Source organism: Sporosarcina sp. P18a (genome assembly GCF_002743135.1).
Classification (GTDB): Bacteria; Bacillota; Bacilli; order Bacillales_A; family Planococcaceae; genus Sporosarcina.
Genome location: NZ_PDYQ01000003.1, coordinates 136913 through 159256 on the forward strand (window position 1 = coordinate 136913; position 22344 = coordinate 159256).

26 protein-coding genes, 1 riboswitch and 2 other annotated features are annotated in these 22344 nt (G+C 42.1%); all 26 genes read right to left on the minus strand.

Annotated elements, in window-relative coordinates; genetic code table 11:
* Window positions 1-8: 8 nt before the first annotated feature.
* Window positions 9-611, minus strand: coding sequence for a class I SAM-dependent methyltransferase (locus CSV75_RS10340; RefSeq protein ID WP_099675758.1), 603 nt, complete (start codon window positions 609-611; stop codon window positions 9-11).
* 87 nt (window positions 612-698) lie between these two features.
* Window positions 699-1058 carry a 50S ribosomal protein L7/L12 gene (gene rplL / locus CSV75_RS10345; protein ID WP_099630530.1) on the minus strand — a complete coding sequence of 120 codons (360 nt, stop codon included), beginning with the start codon at window positions 1056-1058 and terminating at the stop codon, window positions 699-701.
* A gap of 67 nt (window positions 1059-1125) precedes the next feature.
* Window positions 1126-1626, minus strand: a complete 501-nt coding sequence (gene rplJ, locus CSV75_RS10350; RefSeq protein ID WP_099630529.1) for a 50S ribosomal protein L10 — start codon at window positions 1624-1626, stop codon at window positions 1126-1128.
* A gap of 30 nt (window positions 1627-1656) precedes the next feature.
* Window positions 1657-1795 (minus strand) — a sequence feature (ribosomal protein L10 leader region).
* Window positions 1796-1835: 40 nt separating this feature from the next.
* A complete protein-coding gene (rplA, locus tag CSV75_RS10355) occupies window positions 1836-2537 on the minus strand; it encodes a 50S ribosomal protein L1 (RefSeq protein WP_099630528.1) in 702 nt (233 codons plus the stop codon).
* 121 nt (window positions 2538-2658) lie between these two features.
* Window positions 2659-3084: a 50S ribosomal protein L11 gene (gene rplK, locus CSV75_RS10360; protein WP_029053289.1), complete on the minus strand. Its 426-nt coding sequence runs from the start codon at window positions 3082-3084 to the stop codon at window positions 2659-2661.
* Between the two features lie 170 nt (window positions 3085-3254).
* Entirely contained in the window at window positions 3255-3791 is a 537-nt protein-coding gene (gene nusG / locus CSV75_RS10365) for a transcription termination/antitermination protein NusG (RefSeq protein WP_099630597.1), read from the minus strand.
* A 107-nt stretch (window positions 3792-3898) separates the two neighbouring features.
* A complete protein-coding gene (gene secE, locus CSV75_RS10370; protein WP_099630527.1) occupies window positions 3899-4084 on the minus strand; it encodes a preprotein translocase subunit SecE in 186 nt (61 codons plus the stop codon).
* A 56-nt stretch (window positions 4085-4140) separates the two neighbouring features.
* A complete protein-coding gene (rpmG, locus tag CSV75_RS10375) occupies window positions 4141-4290 on the minus strand; it encodes a 50S ribosomal protein L33 (RefSeq protein WP_099630526.1) in 150 nt (49 codons plus the stop codon).
* 81 nt (window positions 4291-4371) lie between these two features.
* The gene (gene sigH / locus CSV75_RS10380; protein ID WP_099630596.1) at window positions 4372-5010 is read right to left on the minus strand and encodes an RNA polymerase sporulation sigma factor SigH; all 639 of its coding nucleotides are present in this window, start codon (window positions 5008-5010) and stop codon (window positions 4372-4374) included.
* An 82-nt stretch (window positions 5011-5092) separates the two neighbouring features.
* Entirely contained in the window at window positions 5093-5608 is a 516-nt protein-coding gene (locus CSV75_RS10385; protein WP_099675759.1) for an NYN domain-containing protein, read from the minus strand.
* On the minus strand, window positions 5605-6363 hold the full coding sequence (gene rlmB / locus CSV75_RS10390; RefSeq protein WP_099675760.1) for a 23S rRNA (guanosine(2251)-2'-O)-methyltransferase RlmB: 759 nt from the start codon (window positions 6361-6363) through the stop codon (window positions 5605-5607). The genes CSV75_RS10385 and rlmB overlap by 4 nt, the downstream gene beginning before the upstream one ends.
* Entirely contained in the window at window positions 6360-6779 is a 420-nt protein-coding gene (locus CSV75_RS10395; protein ID WP_099630523.1) for a Mini-ribonuclease 3, read from the minus strand. Before CSV75_RS10395 ends, rlmB begins: the two co-directional genes overlap by 4 nt.
* Window positions 6780-6783: 4 nt before the next feature.
* Window positions 6784-8184 carry a cysteine--tRNA ligase gene (cysS, locus tag CSV75_RS10400; RefSeq protein ID WP_099675761.1) on the minus strand — a complete coding sequence of 467 codons (1401 nt, stop codon included), beginning with the start codon at window positions 8182-8184 and terminating at the stop codon, window positions 6784-6786.
* Window positions 8165-8839 carry a serine O-acetyltransferase gene (gene cysE, locus CSV75_RS10405; protein ID WP_099630521.1) on the minus strand — a complete coding sequence of 225 codons (675 nt, stop codon included), beginning with the start codon at window positions 8837-8839 and terminating at the stop codon, window positions 8165-8167. The genes cysS and cysE overlap by 20 nt, the downstream gene beginning before the upstream one ends.
* 91 nt (window positions 8840-8930) lie before the next feature.
* Window positions 8931-9145: a binding site (T-box leader), on the minus strand.
* A gap of 57 nt (window positions 9146-9202) precedes the next feature.
* A complete protein-coding gene (gene gltX, locus CSV75_RS10410; protein ID WP_099630520.1) occupies window positions 9203-10663 on the minus strand; it encodes a glutamate--tRNA ligase in 1461 nt (486 codons plus the stop codon).
* A gap of 83 nt (window positions 10664-10746) precedes the next feature.
* A complete protein-coding gene (ispF, locus tag CSV75_RS10415; protein WP_099675762.1) occupies window positions 10747-11226 on the minus strand; it encodes a 2-C-methyl-D-erythritol 2,4-cyclodiphosphate synthase in 480 nt (159 codons plus the stop codon).
* A gap of 16 nt (window positions 11227-11242) precedes the next feature.
* Entirely contained in the window at window positions 11243-11920 is a 678-nt protein-coding gene (ispD, locus tag CSV75_RS10420; RefSeq protein WP_099675763.1) for a 2-C-methyl-D-erythritol 4-phosphate cytidylyltransferase, read from the minus strand.
* A gap of 26 nt (window positions 11921-11946) precedes the next feature.
* A complete protein-coding gene (locus CSV75_RS10425) occupies window positions 11947-13035 on the minus strand; it encodes a PIN/TRAM domain-containing protein (protein ID WP_099675764.1) in 1089 nt (362 codons plus the stop codon).
* A 163-nt stretch (window positions 13036-13198) separates the two neighbouring features.
* Window positions 13199-14569 (minus strand): DNA repair protein RadA, encoded by a 1371-nt coding sequence (gene radA, locus CSV75_RS10430; RefSeq protein ID WP_099675765.1) that lies wholly within the window; start codon window positions 14567-14569, stop codon window positions 13199-13201.
* 89 nt (window positions 14570-14658) lie between these two features.
* Window positions 14659-17106, minus strand: a complete 2448-nt coding sequence (locus CSV75_RS10435) for an ATP-dependent Clp protease ATP-binding subunit (protein ID WP_099635785.1) — start codon at window positions 17104-17106, stop codon at window positions 14659-14661.
* Window positions 17107-17293: 187 nt separating this feature from the next.
* On the minus strand, window positions 17294-18382 hold the full coding sequence (gene mcsB / locus CSV75_RS10440) for a protein-arginine kinase McsB (RefSeq protein ID WP_099675766.1): 1089 nt from the start codon (window positions 18380-18382) through the stop codon (window positions 17294-17296).
* On the minus strand, window positions 18372-18923 hold the full coding sequence (locus CSV75_RS10445; protein WP_099635787.1) for a UvrB/UvrC motif-containing protein: 552 nt from the start codon (window positions 18921-18923) through the stop codon (window positions 18372-18374). The genes mcsB and CSV75_RS10445 overlap by 11 nt, the downstream gene beginning before the upstream one ends.
* Window positions 18924-18934: 11 nt before the next feature.
* The gene (locus CSV75_RS10450) at window positions 18935-19405 is read right to left on the minus strand and encodes a CtsR family transcriptional regulator (RefSeq protein ID WP_099675767.1); all 471 of its coding nucleotides are present in this window, start codon (window positions 19403-19405) and stop codon (window positions 18935-18937) included.
* 692 nt (window positions 19406-20097) lie between these two features.
* Entirely contained in the window at window positions 20098-21099 is a 1002-nt protein-coding gene (gene bioB / locus CSV75_RS10455; protein ID WP_143565312.1) for a biotin synthase BioB, read from the minus strand.
* On the minus strand, window positions 21099-21698 hold the full coding sequence (locus tag CSV75_RS10460) for a biotin transporter BioY (RefSeq protein ID WP_099675768.1): 600 nt from the start codon (window positions 21696-21698) through the stop codon (window positions 21099-21101). Before CSV75_RS10460 ends, bioB begins: the two co-directional genes overlap by 1 nt.
* Window positions 21699-21827: 129 nt before the next feature.
* The gene (locus tag CSV75_RS10465) at window positions 21828-22025 is read right to left on the minus strand and encodes a hypothetical protein (RefSeq protein ID WP_099630509.1); all 198 of its coding nucleotides are present in this window, start codon (window positions 22023-22025) and stop codon (window positions 21828-21830) included.
* A 164-nt stretch (window positions 22026-22189) separates the two neighbouring features.
* Window positions 22190-22301, plus strand: a riboswitch (SAM riboswitch).
* The last annotated feature ends 43 nt before the right edge of the window (window positions 22302-22344 follow it).

A 22344-nucleotide genomic window follows, 5' to 3' on the forward strand; every position in this document is an offset into this window, starting at 1 on the left:
CGATCCTGTCAAACTTTTTTCGCTACCAAAATAAAGTAGCCTTTTTTCTTGGCAACTGTGTCCACATTACCAAACAACTTCTTCAAGTAGTCTATTGTGGATGGCGCCCCTTGTTTCTTTTGAATGACAACCCATAGTTCGCCACCCAAAGCCAATTTCTCATAAGCACCGTCGTAAAATGAAAAAACTGTTTGCTTACCTGCTCGAATAGGAGGATTTGTTATAATCGCAGCAAAGCCATCAGATTGTACTTGATCAACTCCACTACTCTCATAAATTTTTATATTGACGATCTTGTTTTGTTGGGCATTTATTTTAGAAAGAGCTAACGCCCGCTCGTTAACATCTACCATATGGACAAGCCGCTCAGGGAAATCTGACGCAACGGACAACGCAATCGGTCCATAACCGCACCCTATTTCCAAGAAGTCTCCCCCGACGGACGGCACTTTAAACGTCTCAGCGAGCAATTTTGATCCTTCATCTACACTACCTTTACTAAATACACCAGCATCTGTCGTGAATAAAAAAACTTTGTTACGAATCTCAGCCTTCCACTGCTTGGGGGCACTTGAAACTTGAGGGTTTTTTGAGTAATAATGCTCTCCCATACATACACCTCCTGCGTAGAGTTACATTATCTGTATATGAAGAAAAAAGCCCGTCAGATAGACGGGCTTTTCTCAAGGAAGTAGAAATTACTTAAATTCTACAGATGCGCCAACTTCTTCAAGTTTAGCTTTCATTTCTTCTGCTTCTTCTTTAGTTGCTGCTTCTTTAACAGCTTTAGGAGCTTCGTCTACAAGAGCTTTAGCTTCTTTCAAGCCTAGGCCAGTGATTTCACGAACTGCTTTGATAACTTTGATTTTTTGATCTCCAGCTGATGCTAGGATTACATCGAATTCAGTTTGCTCTTCAGCTGCTTCCGCAACTGCTCCAGCTGCTGCAACAGGTGCTGCTGCTGTTACGCCGAATTCTTCTTCGATTGCTTTAACAAGGTCGTTTAGTTCAAGAACTGTCATTTCTTTGATTGCGTCTAAAATTTGTGCATTAGTCATTTTAAGTTCCTCCTGGAAAGTTGTATTTAACCGGCTAGTTTTTTCCGGTCACTGTCAAGATGCGAAATTAAGCACCTTGCTCTTCTTTTTGTTCTGCAACTGCTTTCGTAGCAAGTGCAAAGTTTCGTACTGGCGCTTGAAGAACGCTGAGTAGCATAGATAGTAGACCATCGCGAGACGGTAGAGTAGCCAATGCTTTCACATCTTCAGCTGATGCAACGTTTCCTTCGATCACACCCGCTTTAATTTCAAGCTTGTCGTTCTTTTTAGCGAAATCATTTAAGATTTTAGCTGGCGCTACTACGTCTTCCGTAGAGAAGGCGATAGCGTTTGGACCTGTCAAGTTTTCGTTCAAACCTTCTAGTCCTGCAACTACCGTCGCACGACGCACCATTGAGTTTTTATAAACTTTGAACTCGATGCCCGCTTCACGAAGTTGTTTACGCAGTTCTGTAACTTGTGAAACCGTAAGACCACGGTAATCGACAACTACTACAGATGCTGCTGATTGCAGCTTGTCAGCAACTTCTGACACGACCGCTTGTTTAGCTTCTAAAATTTTGCTCATGTTGACACCTCCTGGTAATTAGGGTCACTTATACCGATATAAAAAGCCCTCAATGTCTAAGACATGAGGGCAGAAAAGTCGTCATCTTTTAAAAAGAGCGTCTTGTCCTCGGCAGGAGCATTAAGTGGCAAGCCACACCTGCTGTCTTCGGTACAAATGGTTATCATCATAACAAGCGTAATCTTAACAGATCACTATATGCTTGTCAATTATTTTTTAACAGTAACGCTTGACGGATCTATTTTAACAGCAGGACCCATAGTTGTCGTAACGTTTACCGATTTCATGAATGTTCCTTTTGCTGATGCAGGTTTAGCTTTTTGAATCGTTTCAAAGATCGTCAAGAAGTTTTCTTCTAATTTCTCGTTATCGAAAGAAACTTTACCGATTGGCGCATGGATGATTCCAGCTTTATCCGCACGATATTCAACTTTACCTGCTTTGATTTCTTCAACAGCTTTTGTTACGTCGAATGTTACAGTACCTGTTTTCGGGTTCGGCATAAGACCTTTTGGTCCAAGTACGCGACCAATCTTACCAACTTCGCCCATCATGTCAGGTGTAGCAACGATTACGTCGAAATCGAACCAACCTTGTTGAATTTTAGCAATCAATTCTGCATCGCCTACATAGTCTGCGCCTGCAGCTTCTGCTTCTTTCACTTTATCACCTTTAGCGAATACTAATACGCGTTGAGTTTTACCAGTACCGTTTGGAAGCACTACAGCTCCACGGATTTGCTGATCGTTTTTACGAGTATCAATACCAAGACGGAAAGCTACTTCAACTGTTGCATCAAAATTAGTAGTAGTTGTCTTTTTAGCAAGTTCAATTGCTTCTTTCGTAGTGTATGTAGCTGTACGATCTACAAGCTTCGCTGCATCTACGAATTTTTTACCTCTTTTAGCCATCAGAATTTTCCTCCTCATTTGTGGTTTTAACGGATTAAACCTCCCACTTAATGAAGGCTGCGAATCTCATTCGACCGCAGCCTTCACCTTCAAACAATTGCTGTATTATGAAAAACCAAAATCAGTCTTCGATTTTGAATCCCATACTGCGAGCAGTACCTTCGACCATTGCCATCGCCGCTTCAACTGACGCCGCGTTTAAGTCCGGCATCTTTTGTTCTGCGATTTCTCTAACTTTATCACGCTTAACTGTAGCAACTTTGTTTTTATTAGGCTCACCTGAACCCTTTTGAACGTTTGCTGCAACCTTCAGCAATACTGCTGCCGGCGGAGTTTTTGTGATGAATGTAAATGAACGGTCCTCGAATACCGAGATTTCAACTGGAATAATTAGACCAGCTTGATCTGCTGTACGAGCGTTAAATTCTTTACAGAATCCCATAATGTTAACACCTGCTTGACCTAATGCCGGCCCTACTGGTGGTGCTGGATTTGCTTTACCAGCTGGAATTTGCAATTTCACTACTTTAGTAACTTTTTTAGCCACGAGACACACCTCCTTAAGTCCGTGATGTGGTAATTGGGTTGCCCCTCCCACTCAAATATGTGCCTGCCGACGATGTCGGTAGAATTGGTTAATCCGTACAGACTAAGTCTGACCTTTGAAATGATACCACCATTACACAGATTTTGCAAGAGGGAAATTCCCATTACCCATCAATCCATTTTTTCTACTTGGTCGAACGAAAGCTCCATCTTCGTTTCGCGTCCGAACATATCGACACTTACGACAACTTTACCTTTGTCCATTTCAATCTCTTCCACTTTACCTTCAAAGTGTGCAAACGGCCCTTCTAGCACTGTTACACTTTCTCCAACACCAAAATCGATATCTACGCGCTGTTCCTTCATACCCATTTGCTTTAGGATGAACTCTACTTCTTCCGGTAACAATGGTGTAGGCTTCGCCCCACCACCTGATGAACCGATAAATCCAGTAACACCTGGTGTATTGCGAACAACGTACCAAGAGTCATCTGTCATGATCAATTCAACCAAAACATAGCCCGGGAACGTTTTACGCATAACTGTTTTCTTTTTACCGTCTTTAATATCCGTCTCTTCCTCTTCCGGAATGACGACACGAAATATCTTATCTGACATGCCCATTGTCTCGACACGCTTTTCAAGATTAGCCTTTACTTTGTTCTCATAACCTGAGTACGTATGCACAACATACCAATTTTTATCCATTTCCATGACATTGAGGACTATGCGTCCGTCCCTCCCTTAAAATAAAGCTGAAAAAACCCGTTCATTCATCAAAACGGGATATTCTCACGCTATTCATACTTTCATTTTTACAGACCTGTATACCATTTCATTACTCCGGAGATGCCTAGATCTACTACGAAGAAATAGATAGCCATGAATATGACCGTCGAAATAACAACTACAGTATACTTTGTTAATTCTTTACGTTTCGGCCAGCTGACTTTCCGCATTTCCGAAACGACTTTTTTCAAAAAATCGGTAATCTTGCCCATTCTTCTCCAACCCTTCCGAATGACATAGTGTTCTCACTCGAACTCTATGTAACTGGTCAAATGGTTTGCTTATGCAATGTATGCGCATTGCAATGACTGCAAAACTTCTTTATATTCATTCTTCCCTCACGGCTGTTGTTGCCAGCGGGCAAAGAATAGTTTCGCGAACCACATATCTCACAGCTTAAAGTTATTTTTTTCGACATTTCGATTCACCTAATTCAAGACAATAGTCTCGCTAAAGAGTATCATTTAACTAACGATATGTCAATTTACTATCGATATGTTTAACGTACCAGATCCATTGCCATCGAGTGTTCCAATTTGCGTTTGATCCGTTGCAAAGCATTGTCTATTGATTTTACTTGACGATTTAGCACTTCGGAAATTTCACGATAGGATTGACCTTCTAAGTACAATGTTAATACTTCTTTTTCCAATCCGCTCAACACTTTGTTCATCTCTTTTTCCATGAATATGAAGTTTTCTTTATGGATGATTAAATCTTCAGGGTCATCTAACGTAGAGCCCGATATGATATCCAGTAACGTTCGCTCATGATCTTCATCAAACATCGGCTTGTCCAACGAAATAGATGTATTAAGCGGAATATGTTTTTGACGCGTGGCAGTTTTAATAGCTGTAATAATTTGTCGCGTCACACACAATTCAGCGAAGACTTTAAATGAGCTTAATCTATCAGGACGGAAATCACGTATTGCTTTATAGAGTCCGATCATTCCTTCTTGCATGATGTCTTCACGATCTCCACCAATAATAAAATACGTTCTTGCTTTCATTCGGACAATCGGTTGAAATTTGGTTATTAAAAATTCTAATACATCCGAATTCCCTAAATGGATCAATTCCACCATTTCTTCATCAGATAGTTTAGAATACTCGTTTTTACTCTTCACATTTTCCATGACCCACACCAACCTCTCCACCCCAGAGTACTAATTGGTTTTATATGTCAGTATAGACGTGGTGTTTTTTCACGTCAACTACTCATTTTCCACCACGTCTCATTTTTTCGAATTCCGCTGCCACTTCATCCGTCAGAGGAATCTTTGATAGAGGCCGTTGTTCTATTGAATCTTTTAACTTTTGCGCAATTACGCGATCCACTTCTTTCATAGCAATTTCCAACTCCCGTGCAGAGATGCGAAGTGCCCCCTGGGCAAACACTACCCATTGTTCTACAAGATCTGAAGTTGCTACATGGATTTGCGTCAAGCGATTGGATAATTCGGAAACCAATTTTTCAATTCGCTCATCCGCCGTTTCATTCTCTCTTGTAAAGACGACTTCCACGCGGTATTGTTTTTTTCGTTTTTCGATACCCGGTGCTAAGTGGGCATCGAATATCACGATGACACGCCATCCCTTGTTGGCCTGAAATTCCGCCATCCGCTCAATAAGCCGATCACGCGCTTGCGCAAAATTTTCTTGTTTTAGTTGTTGTAGTTCAGGCCACGCACCGATGATGTTGTATCCATCAACGAGTAGCACATCTCTTTTCATGATGTAGCCTGAGCGGATTGACGCTTTCGTAGAACTTCATACATCAATAATGCCGCTGCTACCGAAGCATTTAAAGATGTAACTTCTCCGACCATCGGCAATCTATAAAGGAAATCGCATCTTTCTCGTAAAATGCGTGACATGCCTTTTCCTTCGCTACCTATAATGACAGCTAAAGGTAACGTAGCATCCATATAGCGGTAATCAGTGGAATTGGATGCATCTGTCCCCGCAATCCACACCCCTTGTTTCTTTAGCTCATCCACAGTTTGAGATAAATTATTCACTCGCACAACTGGTATGTGTTCAATCGCACCTGTTGATGCTTTTGCTACTACGCCTGTCAATCCAACAGCGCGTCTTTTTGGAATGATGATGCCATGTACACCTGAAGCGTCTGCTGTTCGTAAGATAGATCCAAGATTATGTGGATCTTCAAGCTCGTCAAGAATGATAAAGAACGGATCTTCTTGCCTTTCTTTAGCGATTACAAATAAGTCTTCCAGCTCGGCATAATCGTAAGCGGCAACCGAAGCGAGAATTCCTTGGTGACTCAGATCCGTCATACCATCTAATTTCTGCTTCGGTGCCGTCTGCACAACTACCCCCGCTTCTTTAGCAAGCTTTATAATTTCGCCGATACTTTTCTTATTTACACCTTCCGCCACCCAGATTTTATTCAACTGCCTACCTGAACGCAACGCTTCTACGACAGGGTTTCTTCCACCAATCAATTCCACTTCTAGCTCTGTCATGCTTTCTCCTCCTCAGGATGCTCCACTAGTCGAATCGCCATCTCGATCAGTTCAGCTAGACGCTCTTGCCGATCCAATAAATGTACATACCCGAGGACTGCTTCGAATGCAGAGCTGTAATTATACGTAGTAACGTCAGTGTTTTTAGGGACGGATCCCGCTTTCGCATTGCGACCACGTCGCATTACCGCCAATTCTTCTTCCGTGAGAAGTTGTTGATCTCTCATCGTCAGGATAATTCGTGCCTGTGCTTTTGCAGAGACAAAGCGTGTAGCTTCCTTATGCAAAATTTGCGGTTTTACACGGCCGCAGCGTAGTAAATGCTCTCTAACCGCTGTTTCATATACAGCATCTCCCATATAAGCAAGTGCTAGTGCATTGAGTTGTTTAACGTCTATTTCACGTAAATTCCCCACACTGTTACCCTCTTTTCCAGCGAGTACCTTGCGCTGTATCTTCTAAAATGATTCCCCGCACTTTTAATTCATCGCGAATTTCATCTGACCGTGCAAAATCACGATTCTTCCGGGCTTCAAGACGTTCTTGGATCAATTTATCCACTTCACCATCCATCAATTCATCAGTACTTTCAAAAGGCAAACCAAGTACACCCATTAATAGATCCAACGCATCGATGAATTGCTGAAGTATGTGGCGGTCTGTATTTTTCTCAAGCAAGTACACGTTCGCCTGTTTGGATAGTTCAAAAATTGACGCAATCGCATTAGCAGTATTAAAGTCGTCATCCATCGCTTTCTCAAATGCGTTAATTTGTTCTTGAATCTTATTTGACCATGACTCGGAATTTTCTGCCAGGTCTGCCGAAATCGATAGACGATGCTGCAAGTTGCTGTACGAAGTTTGGATCCGTTCCAATCCATTCGCTGCGCTCTCTACGAGTTCCTGTGCAAAGTTGACTGGATGACGATAGTGCACAGACAGCATGAAGAAACGCAGCACCTTCGGGTCGATTTGCTTCCGAATATCATGTACCAAAATAAAATTACCTAATGACTTCGACATTTTTTCGTTATCAATATTGATATAGCCGTTATGCATCCAATAGTTGGCGAAAGTTTTGCCTGTAGCCGCTTCGGACTGCGCAATCTCATTTTCATGATGCGGGAATGTTAAGTCTTGCCCACCTGCGTGAATATCGATAGTGTCCCCAAGAAGTTGCTTAGCCATTACCGAACATTCGATATGCCACCCTGGACGACCTGTACCCCACGGACTATCCCATGAGATCTCTCCCGTTTTTGCTGATTTCCAAAGCGCAAAATCAAGAGGATCTGTTTTGATTGCGTTCTCTTCGACCCGCGCACCTACTTTTAATTCATCAATAGATTGGTGTGAAAGTTTCCCGTAGCCTTCGAATTCACGTGTACGGAAATAGACATCTCCATGGGACTCGTAGGCAAATCCTTTGTCGATTAGAACTTGAATGAATTCCACAATGTCCTGAATATGCTCAGTTACTCGAGGATGTGCTGTCGCTACCTCACAGCCGAGAGCACTTACATCTTCGTGATATGCCGCAATGAAACGCTCGGTTAATTCTCCGACCTCTTCATTTAATTCATTTGCCGCTTTAATGATTTTGTCGTCTACGTCCGTGAAATTCGAGACGTAATTCACTTCATATCCACGATATTCCAAGTAGCGACGAATCGTATCAAAAGCAATCACGGGACGAGCGTTTCCGATATGAATATAGTTATAAACGGTCGGTCCACAGACATACATTTTTACTTTTCCTTCTTCTATCGGAATAAATTTTTCTTTCTTACGTGTCAATGTATTATAAAGTTGAATGCTCATGTAAATCTCCCTTTTTTTCATTCATGGTTTCCAACTGCTGGGTACGTAGCTTTAACTCCTGAATTTGCTTTTCCAATCGCTTGATTTCATCCGAAATCGGATCTTGCGTGGAATGATCCAGTTTACTATTTACACGTACCCCATTGGAAATAACGATTTTCCCTGGTATCCCAACCACTGTAGAGTTGGGAGGCACTTCCTTCAATATGACCGAACCCGCTCCTACCTTGCTGTTCTCACCAATCGTGATGGAACCGAGTACTTTAGCACCCGATGCAACCAATACATTATCACAGAGCGTCGGATGTCGCTTACCGCCTTCTTTACCTGTCCCCCCGAGTGTAACTCCTTGATAAAGTGTCACATCATCGCCAATTTCACATGTTTCCCCTATTACTACACCCATCCCATGATCAATAAATAGACGTCTGCCTATTACTGCTCCAGGATGAATTTCGATCCCCGTAAAGAATCTGCTAACTTGCGATACTACACGAGCCAAGAAACGGAGATTACGCTTATAAAACACATGCGCTATACGGTGCATCCAAATTGCATGCAACCCCGAATACGTTAAGATTACTTCAATTGTGCTACGAGCTGCCGGATCTTGATCGAAAATACACCGAATATCTTCTTTCATACGTTTGAACAATGAACTTCCCCCTTTTTCTTCTTTCACATGACGGCGGTTAACACTTTTTAAAAAATCGTGAGATAAAAAAAGCGCCCCCGTCACTTATGATGACAGAGACGCATTAAATGCGTGGTTCCACTCCGCTTGGGAACCTAATTGTCCCCCGCTTAATGTCTTTAACGCAGACTATACGTATGGCTTACTAACAGTTTCAGCTCATCGCTCAAAGGTGCATTTCGATAGTGAACGACTCAGGTCATTTCCAGCCTAGATGACCCTCTCTACAGAGTATCCACTATGTACTTTCCTTCTCAACGCTTTTGATATGATAATTTCATATTAGGTTCATTTTACATAAATTCACCGAATTGTCAATATTGATTATTTTGCAAACCTTTCAATGCGTTGAATGATTTTTTCTTTACCGATCAGCGCGATTGCATCTGGTAGTTCGGGTCCTGACGTCTGGCCAGTCGCCACGACACGTACAGGCATGAATAAGTTCTTACCTTTATGCCCCGTTTCTTTTTGCACCGCTTTAATCGCTGCTTTAATAGATGGAGCATCAAAAGTTTCTAATGCCTCAAGCTGCCCTTTAAGTGATGTCATCACCTCAGGTACTTGTTCACCAGCTAGAATTTCCGATGCTACTTCATCATATTCCAGTGTGTCATGGAAAAACTGGGCGGATAACTCGACGATTTCAGCACCAAAGCTTAATTGGCCGTGGTATAACGCAATCAAATCGTGAACCCATGTTTGTTCTTCAGCAGACATATTTTCCGAAACCAACCCTGCTGCTTGTAGATGAGGCAATGTTAATTCAATTACTTCTTCCAAGGACAGCTTTTTTATATATTGGTTATTCATCCACGTCAGCTTATTCGTGTCGAACATGGAGGGTGATTTTGACAAGCGAGATTCATCAAATTGTTTCACAAGTTCGTCATGAGAGAAAATCTCCTCTTCCCCGACAGGCGACCAACCAAGTAAAGAGAAGAAATTAAACATAGCTTCCGGCAAATAACCTAAATCTTTATACTGTGTAATGAATTGAATGATTGATTCATCACGTTTTGAAAGCTTTTTACGCTCTTCATTGACAATCAACGTCATATGACCAAATCGCGGATGATCCCAACCAAATACATCAAATACCATTAGTTGCTTTGGTGTATTCGTCAAATGCTCCTCCCCACGGAAAACATGAGAGATTTTCATCAAATGATCATCAACGACTACAGCAAAGTTATACGTAGGAATACCATTCGTTTTAACCATAACCCAGTCACCGATATCTTTTGATTCGAATGTTACCTCTCCACGCACAAGGTCATCAATCGTATACGTGACATCTTCAGGAACGCGCATACGAATAGTGTAAGTTTTCCCCGCTGCTTCATTTTCCGCCACCTGTTCCGCTGTCAAATGACGACAAGTGCCATCATACATGGGCGCTGCAATTCCCGATGCTTTTTGTGCGTCACGCTTTGCTTCTAACTCTTCAGTTGTACAGAAACATTTGTAAGCATGTCCTTTTTCGAGCATTTCATCTGCATACTTTTTATACAAATCCAGACGATCCATTTGACGATACGGTCCGTATTCTCCACCAATATCAATTGATTCGTCATGATGGATACCTAGCCACGTTAGGTTTTCAAGTTGTGACAGTTCACCACTTTCAATATTTCGCGCTGTATCCGTATCTTCAATACGAACAATAAATTTCCCGTCATAGTGACGAGCGAACAAATAGTTGAATAACGCGGTCCGCGCGCCACCAATATGTAGTTGGCCTGTTGGACTCGGTGCATAACGCACACGTACTTCTTGTGTCATAATATTTACCTCTCCGTTTCGAATTGATTACGTTCTTATATAATTTCCTATCTATTTTAGCACTCTATAAGCCGTTTTGAAAGTTACTGGTTTTTCATTAGTAAAATCGTGGCCATCGCTGCGATTCCTTCTTCACGCCCAGGGAAACCTAGACTTTCCGTAGTCGTAGCTTTGACATTCACTTGCGATATATCCGCTTCAAGCAATTCCGCTACACGTTGACGAATGTCCCCAATGTATGGTGCCATTTTCGGGCGCTGCGCAATAATCGTACAATCAATATTACCTAAACGGTAACCTTCTTCTTTTACCATGGCCCATACTTTTTCCAATAAAACAGCAGAGTCAGCGTCTTTAAAAGCATCATCCGTATCAGGGAAATGTGTGCCAATATCCACTTTACCAATTGCGCCAAGTGCAGCGTCTGTTACGGTGTGCAATAACACATCCGCATCGGAGTGACCGATCAACCCCCTTGTGTGCGGTATGGTGATTCCTCCGATTATGAGTGGTCTACCTTCTTCAAATGCATGTACATCAAAACCTTGTCCAATTCGAAACATGTAATTATTCCCCCTACTATCTTCTTGCCAGTAAGATTTCACCTATAGCCAAATCTTCCTGGGTCGTCATCTTTACATTGTCATACGAGCCTTCTACCACCTGGACTTCGTAACCCATTCGTTCCACTAGCGCGGATTCATCCGTGCCAAGGAAACCTTCTTGAATAGCCAAGTCAGATGCTTTTTTCAGCAATTCATATTGAAATGCTTGAGGTGTTTGTACAAGCCATAGTTTTTCACGATTCAAAGTTTCTTTCACAGTTCCGCCATCCGCATACTTGATTGTATCCTTCGCCCTGACTGCCGCTATAGCTGCTCCTTTTTCATTAGCAGTATGCACCAGTTTCGTAATGATTGCTGAATTCAGGAAAGGTCTAGCTGCGTCATGTACTAGTACGATACTTTTCCCTTTATAAGCAGAGATACAAGCCGCTACACTGTTTTGACGCTCACCACCACCCTTTACAAATGTTATAGGTTTGACGTGTTGATGCGGTTGAAGAATCTCTTCAATCACGGCTTGCTCTTCCGGCTTCACAGCCATAATGATTTCTTCACAATTAGGGTCTTCTTGAAACACACTTACTGTATGATACAAAATTGAATGCTCTCCAATTTTCAGGAAGAGTTTATTTTGTCCAGCACCCATTCGTTTGCCACTTCCCGCAGCAGGAATCATCACTGTATAGTTCACGTTTGTCACTCTGCTTTCTATGCTGGTTATCGACCTTTGGGTTTCGCAAAAATCATTCGTCCCGCAGATGTTTGCAATACACTTGTTACTACAACGTCAATGGCATCCCCGATATGAGAACGACCATCTTCAATTACGATCATGGTGCCATCATCCAAGTATGCAACGCCTTGATTGTGTTCTTTGCCGTCCTTAATTACGACCACATGCATTTCTTCGCCCGGAATGACTACCGGTTTTACTGCGTTAGCAAGATCATTTATGTTCAAAACTGCAACACCATGCAAATCCGATACTTTATTTAAGTTGAAATCATTCGTTACAACTAAACCATCCATTTTCTTCGCCAGTTTAACTAACTTCAAGTCCACTTCGGCTACATTCGGAATATCTTCGTCCGTAATGAGAACTTGTGGTCCGTCATCATTTTGTAAACGTTTTAGTATATCTAGGCCACGCCGACCTTTTGTTCGCTTCAACGTGTCAGATGAATCTGCTATATGCTGAAGTTCCGTCAGTACAAACTGAGGTACAACTAAAATCCCTTGTAAAAATCCCGTTGCCACTATGTCCGCAATACGCCCATCAATAATGACGCTAGTATCCAATAATTTATATACATCTTTTTGTGGTGGAGTGACAACCGGTTCCGCTGATTCTTTCTTTTTTGCCGTCGTCATGCGTAAATTGGAAAATGCATTGATAAACTCTTCCCACTTTTTAAAACCTACCTGGAAACCTAAATAGCCGAGAAGAATAGACAATAAAACAGGTACAACAGAAGATACTACCGGAAAGCCAATTGCACTTAGTCCGAAACTGAATAAAAATGCAACGATTAATCCTACGACTAATCCGATTGTACCGAATAATAAATCCATAATTGGTGCTTTCAGAAGTCTTTCTTCAATCCATTTAATGAAATTCACAATCGGTTCAGTTAAAAATAAGCTTAATAAAAATAGAATGATGGCTCCTATAATTGCCTCCACATAAGGGTTCTCTATAATGGGGCGAGATGTAAACTCAAACATAGCGAATAAGTACGGTAAAAATAAAACACCGAGAGTTCCTCCGATTAATAAGAATGAAACTTGGACTACTCTTTTCAACATATTCTTCCACCTCCTTTTCCTTCCTAATAGTATACAACGAATTATGGTTGGTCGCTTAGGTTAAGTGAGGAATTTCTGAAAATTCCTCACTCCCCCTACTAGGACTAATTAAATAGCAGGAAAGTTTCTTCCCTTTCTATTCATCTCGTTATATAAAAATTTATTATCTAAATGCCACGCCTAATGCCTCCGTTATAGTTTCAACTCCTACTACTTCAATCCCATTCGGAACATCCCAACCACCCAGATTAGACGATGGAATGATAATGCGATCAAAACCTAGCTTGGCCGCCTCCGTAACGCGTTGTTCTATTCTAGATACCCTTCTAACCTCACCTGTTAACCCTACTTCACCAACAAAACAATCCCGCGCCCCTACAGCTGTATCGCGATAACTAGAAACAATACTCAGTAACACCGCTAAATCAATGGCCGGCTCATCCAACTTAACGCCGCCTGCAACTTTAATATACGCATCTTGTGTTTGCAATAGCATCCCTGCACGCTTTTCCAATACAGCCATCAATAATTGCACACGGTTTTGATCCAGTCCAGTCGCCATACGCTTCGGATAATTAAAACTTGATGCCGTCATCAATGCTTGAATTTCAACAAGTATGGGTCGTGTGCCTTCCATTGAAGCGACAATGGTAGAGCCAGCTCCACCCTGTGATCGCTCACGCAAAAACATTTCAGAAGGATTTAAGACTTCCTTTAATCCCGCTTGCAACATTTCAAAAATGGCAATTTCATTGGTGGAACCAAATCGATTTTTAACGCTTCGTAAAATACGGTATGTATGGTGACGTTCTCCTTCAAAATACAGTACTGTATCCACCATATGCTCAAGCAATCGTGGTCCTGCAATCTGCCCTTCTTTTGTTACGTGACCTACAAGGAATATAGCAATGTTTTGCGTCTTTGCTATACGCATTAGTTCTGCGGTACATTCACGCACTTGCGATACACTCCCCGGCGCTGATGATACTTCTGGATGATGAACAGTCTGAATCGAGTCCACAATAACAAATCTTGGCTTCACTTCATCCACCGTTTCATTGATCATTGCGAGATCGGTTTCGGCATAAATATATAACTCATCTGACTTCACACCTAAACGTTCTGCACGTAACTTAGTTTGCTTAATCGATTCCTCTCCCGATATATATAGTACGCGTTGCTGTTGATTCGCAAGTAATGACGAGACTTGAAGCAACAATGTAGATTTCCCGATCCCTGGATCGCCACCGATTAATATGAGCGAGCCCGGAACAATCCCACCTCCAAGTACGCGGTTTAATTCCTCTAATTCCGTTTTGACACGGGGCTCTTCAGCCATTTCCACTTGACTGATCGGCAAAGCTTTCTGCTTCACTCTTTCCCCGTGCTGAAATGCGGCACGCGGTCCTTTTTGCACAATCTCTACTTCTTCATCCATCGTGTTCCATTCTCCACAACCAGGACAGCGCCCCATCCACTTAGCGGATTCATATCCACAAGAACGGCACATGAATTTCGATTTACGCTTAGCCATATACTCTCTCCTTACTTTAAAATACGAAAAGGACAGCTCGCTGCGCTTTTAAAAAACTAAGCGAGCGAGCTATCCGGTTTATCCTATTATTATTTTTCTGCTGCTACTGTTTGTTTCTCCGTACGCACGACAAACTGGTCATTTTCTACATCAATGATTACTTTTTCACCCATCAGAACTTTACCTTCAAGTAATTCTTCAGATAAACGATCTTCTACATGTTTCTGTAATGCACGGCGTAGTGGACGAGCCCCGTATTCAGGATCATATCCCTCATCCGTGATCTTATCTTTAGCAGATTCAGTTAACATCAATTCGATGTCCTGTTCAGCCAAACGTTTTGCCAGCTCATCACTCATCAAGCTAACAATTTCACGCAAGTGTTCTTTCTCCAACGAGTGGAAGACAATCATATCATCTACACGGTTTAAGAACTCTGGTCTAAATGCTTTTTTCAACTCAGCAAGCATTTTCTCTTTCATATCATCATAATCGGATTCGCCATCTTGAATATTAAAGCCAACGTAACGGTTTTTCTTCAATTCTGTGGCCCCTACGTTAGAAGTCATGATGACTACCGTGTTACGGAAATCAACTGTACGTCCTTTAGAATCCGTCAGACGCCCGTCTTCCAATACTTGCAATAAGATATTGAATACATCAGGGTGTGCTTTTTCAATTTCATCAAGTAGTACTACTGAATAAGGCTTACGGCGAACTTTCTCCGTTAACTGACCTCCTTCTTCATAACCAACATATCCCGGAGGTGATCCAACTAAACGAGATGTTGCATGCTTCTCCATGTACTCTGACATGTCGATACGAATCATCGCATCTTCATCACCGAACATTACTTCTGCTAGCGCACGAGCTAGTTCAGTTTTACCTACACCAGTAGGGCCAAGGAAAATGAATGAACCAATTGGACGTTTAGGATCTTTTAACCCCGCACGCGCACGGCGGATTGCTTTGGAAATCGCTACGACAGATTCATTTTGGCCGATGACACGTTCATGTAGAATTTCTTCCATGTTAAGCAATTTAGCAGATTCTGTTTCCGCAATCTTGTCAACGGGAATTCCTGTCCACATTGCCACAACAGAAGCGATATCATTTACTGTCACTTCGGACTCAGTCTGCCCTTGTTTCTCTTTCCAAGCGGATTTCGTTGTTTCCAATTCTTCCTTCATTTTCTGCTCTTTATCACGATAAGAGGCGGCCTTCTCAAACTCTTGGCTTTGCACGGCTGCATTCTTCTCAGAACGGATCGCTTCAAGCTTCACCTCAAGCTCCTTCAAATTAGGAGGAGTTGTATACGAACGCAAGCGTACTTTCGATCCCGCTTCGTCAATTAAGTCAATCGCTTTATCTGGTAAGAAACGATCCGAGATATAACGATCAGACATCTTCGCCGCGGCTTCAACTGCTTCATCGGTAATCTTTACTCGGTGATGCGCTTCGTACCGGTCACGCAAGCCTTTAATGATCTGAATTGTTTCGTCTACAGTTGGCTCATCGACTTGGATCGGTTGGAAACGTCGTTCAAGCGCTGCGTCTTTTTCAATATATTTACGGTATTCGTCAAGTGTTGTAGCACCGATACATTGTAGTTCACCACGTGCAAGTGATGGCTTCAAGATGTTGGATGCATCAATAGCACCTTCTGCTCCACCTGCACCGATCAACGTGTGTAATTCATCGATGAATAAAATGATGTTACCCGCTTGACGAATTTCTTCCATTACTTTCTTCATTCTATCTTCAAACTCACCGCGGTATTTCGTGCCCGCAACGACTGTACCCATATCCAGTGTCATCACGCGTTTGTCACGCAAGATTTCAGGTACTTCATTACTTACGACTTGCTGCGCCAAACCTTCCGCAATCGCTGTTTTACCTACACCTGGTTCCCCAATCAGCACGGGGTTGTTTTTCGTACGACGTGCCAATACTTCAATAACACGTGTGATTTCTTTGCTTCGTCCAATTACTGGATCTAATGTACCTTCACGTGCGATCTCAGTTAAATCACGCGCTAAGCCATCTAATGTTGGTGTTGCCGCTGATGCAGAATTCGCTGGGTTCCCAACAGAACTTTCATCATTACCAAGCAATTGAAGTACTTGCTGGCGAGCTTTATTCAAGCTAACACCCGCATTATTCAGAACGCGCGCTGCCACACCTTCCCCTTCTCGAATCAAAGCCAATAAAATATGCTCAGTACCGATATAAGAATGTCCTAATTTACGAGACTCATCAACAGATAATTCGATGACACGTTTTGCGCGTGGAGTATAATGAACGATCGGGCCCACATCTTTAGAGCCTACACCTACTAGAATTTCTACTTCTCGTTCAATAGTATCTGCATTCACGCTAATTGCTTCAAGAGCTTTTGCTGCGATGCCGCCACCTTCTCGAATCAATCCGAGTAGAATATGCTCAGTACCAATAGATTCATGTTTTAAACGAATAGCCTCTTCTTGAGCCAGTTGTAAAACTTTTTGTGCACGTTGTGTAAATCGATTAAACATCATATCCATTCCCCTCTTTCCTTCATCAGTGGACTATATTCTATGTTATGCAAAATAACGCATCCTTGCTTTGTTTCCTATAACTATATATATATTCATGTCAGTTCGCGATACAACCTAATTCGCATATTGACTTTGACTATCTTTGATTAATTATAAATGCTATGAGACTTTCTTGCAAAAACTTTGCTCATAACGGATCACTGTCTTTTTTTTGTGCAGCAGATCGCACTACACCTAGCCGATCTCGGAATAATTGCGCACGAAGGATATCTCGTTCATCAGATGTTAATTCCGCCTCTGCGTATTGCTGAAGAAAACCTGGTTGCATGAAAATCATCAATTCATTCAAAATGGTCATATCAATATTTTCTATGATACCTAAATCAATACCCAAACGGACGTCAGACAAACATTTTGCCGCTTCCGCTGAAGGTAATATTCGCGAATGGGTCAGTGTACCGAGTGCCCTAAATAACCTATTCTCTAAGTGAACTTCCGATTTAGCCAATAATAATTCACGTGATTTCTTTTCATGCGCTATCAAGCGCTTTGAAATACTCTCCAAGTCTTTGAGGATTTCTTCTTCTGATTTGCCGAGTGTGATTTGATTGGAAACTTGATAAATATTGCCGAGCGCTTCACTGCCCTCTCCGTAACTTCCACGTACGACCATTCCAAGTCTAGATATTGCGGGAATAATTCGCTCGATTTGCTTAGTGATCGTTAATGCAGGTAAATGCATCATGACAGACGCACGCATTCCTGTACCTGTGTTGGATGGACAACTTGTCAAATAGCCGAATGTTTCATCGAAAGCATAGTTCAAATTCACTTCCAGTTCGCTATCCACTCGATCAGCCTGTTCATATGCCTGGTCTATTTGAAAACCAGGATATATACATTGAATGCGAATATGATCTTCTTCATTCACCATAATGCTGATCGTTTCGTCTTCCGATAGCAAAACCGACCCATGTTTTTCAGGGTTGATCAACTGTGGACTGACTAAATGTTTCTCGACTAAGATTTGCCTTTCAAGTGGTGACAAATCTTTCATTGCTGTGCCTGTAAAATGGTGATTCTGCATCGTCTTGACTGCTTGATTTAACGCTTCGCTCACGCGGTTTGCGTCTTCCTGTGAAGCACTAATCGGAAATAGATAATCTTGCAAGTTACGGGCTAGCCTGATTCTTGTGGATAAGACAATGTCAGCGTGCTCACCTTCCGCCACCATCCAACCTGTCAGTTCTTGTTTGAGAAATTTTTCAAATGACATGTTGATCGTCACCCCCGTCAGACAGCTGCTGTTTCAACTGATTCGCCTCATCACGCAAAGTTGCCGCTTCTTCAAAATGTTCATTTTCTACGGCTTGCTGCATTTTTGTACGGATATCTTCAAGTTTTCTCTTTAAAGCAAAGCGTTCATTAAGTGAAACCGGAATCTTTCCACGGTGTTGGGTATGTCCATTATGCAATTTGGCAAACAACCTTGGCAGTTGCCCGCTGAATGCTTCGTAACATACAGCACAGCCAAACTTTCCGATGTCAAGGAAACGGTGAAAGGTCAAATTGCAATTCGGACATTTCGGACCATCTGGTAATCTTTCATCGGCTTTTTGTTCTGAAAATAATTCTGAACCGCCCAACCAGTGCGCTAAGAATTGTTGAATGGATAACGGCTCCTGATCCGGACTGAAAGAAAATGTCTGTGAGTAAAATGCACATTTATCACATAAATGGCGCTCTGTTGCATGATTTAAGGTTTCCTGTTTAAACACTACAGTAGCTGGTCGTTCTTTACAGTTTTCACAAAGCATGGAGATTCACCTCATTCTATCTCTTCATAAATTAACGTAACTAACATGGCGCGAAGAATACGTGAACGTAACGCATCCCGCTCAGGCAACATATAACGCAGAGTACCGCGGCTCACCGCAGCAAGCATCAGCTTAGCTTCACGTTCTGTAACGACTTCTTCTTCAATTAAACGGATGATGACATCTTCCGCCATAGTAGAAGACACTTCACTCTCCAAAATCTCCAACGCTTGTTCAAGTAAGTCCTTTCGGGAGTTGGTACGTACCCTATAAATCCGGATGTAGCCCCCGCCCCCTCGCTTAGACTCCACGGCATAGCCTCTTTCGACCGTAAACCGGGTTTTGATTACGTAGTTGATTTGTGATGGTACGCATTGGAACTTCTCGGCAATCTCATTCCTTTTGATTTCAATAGAAGCACTATCTTCCTCTTCTATAATCGACTTCAAATACCCTTCTATAATGTCAGAAATATTACGCATCTCGTCACCTCGCTTCACTCAATCTTCTAGTTGACTTTGACTATCTTTGACTTAATTGTATCGCAGTAATTGGGTGGGATGCAATTCATTTGTTTATATGTATACCTTATTACGTTGAAAGAAAACCTATTGCTAGGTTGTCACATCTGGCTAATGATTATTCAATTAGTAATGAGACAAAAAATAAAGTGGATAGTTTGGCACCGTTTACTAACGTTCTAGACGGGTATTTTCCGCTTACGGTGTACTACTGTAATCTTTCTAAATGGAATTCTAACTATATTAGTTGACCATAAGAAGTAGTCCTCACAAGGGAACCGTTGATTTCCATTCCAGGCGGACGCGTTCCGCGGGCACGGCCTCAATCTCCTCGTCCGCTACGGGCAAAGACGTGCTCCTAACGCTTCGCTTTTACTCGCAAAAACCGTTCTTCGTTACGGTTTACGGGCAAAGACGTGCTCCTAACGCTTCGCTTTTACTCGCAAAAACCGTTCTTCGTTACGGTTTTCGCTACCTGCGGGGCTTTCAGCTCGTGCTGTTCCCGCCGGAGTCGCCGCCTGTAACGAAAATCAACTTAGTGTATCCTGAAATCTTTAATTCAACTTATATAAATAAGAAAAGACTGAAGAACAGATCCTTATAGTGGATTGTCTTCAGTCACGGAGTATACAAACATTTTTCTTCTTTTCTATTTACAAAGTGATGGGTTCTTTATTCAAAGGTTCTAGGTCGACTTCGAAGCCCATGTCTTCCAGCATTTTTTGATCTTGATCGTTTTCTTGACCCGATGTTGTGAGGTAGTCGCCGATAAAGATGGAGTTTGCAGCGTAGAGGCCTAGTGGTTGTAGGCTTCTAAGATTCACTTCACGTCCACCCGAGATGCGGATTTCTTTGCTAGGATTAATGTAGCGGAATAGACACAAGACCTTTAAGCAGTAACGGGGATCCAGTTCTGATGTTCCTTCCAACGGGGTTCCATCCACTGCGTGCAGGAAGTTTACAGGTATCGAGTCTGCGTCCAGTTCACGTAGGCTACGCGCCATGGAGATGATATCTTGTTTTGTTTCACGCATGCCGACGATAACGCCTGAACATGGAGAGATGCCCGCTTCTTTGGCAAGTCCTACAGTATTTACACGATCATCGTATGTATGCGATGTTGTTATACTCTCGTGATGCTCTGCAGATGTGTTCAAGTTGTGGTTATAGCGATCTACTCCTGCCTCTTTCAAACGTGTTGCTTGTCCTGGCTTCAAAATACCTAAACAAGCACATACCGTCATGCCCTTGTGCTTCTCTTTAATCTGTTTAACAGAATCAATCACGATGTCCAGCTCACTGTCACGCGGTCCTCGTCCACTTGCTACGATGCAATAGGTGCCCGCATTATTAGCGGCAGCACGTTCCGCACCTTCTAGTATTTCTTCCGATTTCATCATTGCATACTTTTCAACAGGTGCTTTTGAAATGATGGATTGCGCGCAATACCCACAGTTTTCCGGACATAGTCCCGATTTCGTATTGATAATCATATTCAACTTTACTTTATTGCCGAAGTAATGTGACCGAATCGAGTATGTCGCGTGCAGTAATAATAGTAAATCTTCATCTGGGCTATTTAATATTGCGAGTGATTCCTCATCAGTTAGTACATGGCCTTCGAGTACTTGAGTAGCCAGCCTTTGATAGTTCATTATAACGTCCGCCTCACTTTCAAGTGTTTTGATATTCTAAATGCGAATATGCCTGACAGTACAGCTAGAATTAAATCTTTCGGTAGTGGCGGCATCATCCACAGCCAAGCAATCTTGTAGGTAAACACGTCGGGTGCAGCAGCCCACATCTTGTACGCAAAATACATCCAACTTGTACCTAGTATATAGTTGATTGCTGTAGCGACAAATGCTGCGATAATAAAGGCAGACATAGTATGCTTTCGCTCAACAATCTTTCCGGCTACATAAGCGATCAGAATAAACGTGAGAATAAATCCAAACGTCGGACTCAAGATCTGACCGAAGCCTCCTGAAAATTTAGCGAAGACTGGTGCTCCTGCTAGTCCTATTAACATATAGACGGTCATCGATAACGCACCTAGACGACTACCAAGTAATAGTCCTGATAAGATAGCGAAAAAAGTTTGTAATGTGATGGGTACTCCACCAACTACTAAAAACGGCACGAAGGATGTAATATTCGCTCCAATCATCATTAACGCTGCGAACATCCCGCTATATACAATAGTTAGTGCGCTGAATCTACTTCCCGGTCTTCTCTCTGCTGCTATTGTCATTACGACACCTCTTTTTAAATTGGTTACCTCATAAATAATATCGGTTAACCCATTACGTGTCAACAAAATTTATTTTTTGGTTAACTCATAAAAGCAGACAAAAAAAGACTGCAGCATACCGCTGACAGCCTACTTCTTCTCATCAATCTGTTCTTCCTTTTCTTTGCGAAACAAAACACTTGAGATTAAACCACTGAATATAGCAGCCCCAATTGTAATGTACACACGCATATCATAAGCAACCTCTTCGTAACTGTTACCTATCATAATCCAAGCAAGTGTACCTACAAGAACAGCGATTGGAAATGAGTATTTAAAGAAACGCATAATTTCTCACCTTTTCGAGTTATTTCATTAATTTTAGCATATATACCGCAATTTCTCTATGCACTAACTCCGCGCTTTGAACTTCACCAAACGTTCACTTGACGATATCCAACAAAGCCGCTATGATGTGGTTAGAATAATCTAAATAATTGAATAAGAAACATATCTTATCAAGAGAAGCCGAGGGACTGGCCCGTCGACGCTTCAGCAACCAGCCATTTAGGCAAGGTGCTACTTCCAGCAGTCTGTCAAATTGACACTCTGAAAAGATGAGAGGGAACTAGTCATTGAGATTACAAAGCCTTCTAATATACTTGAA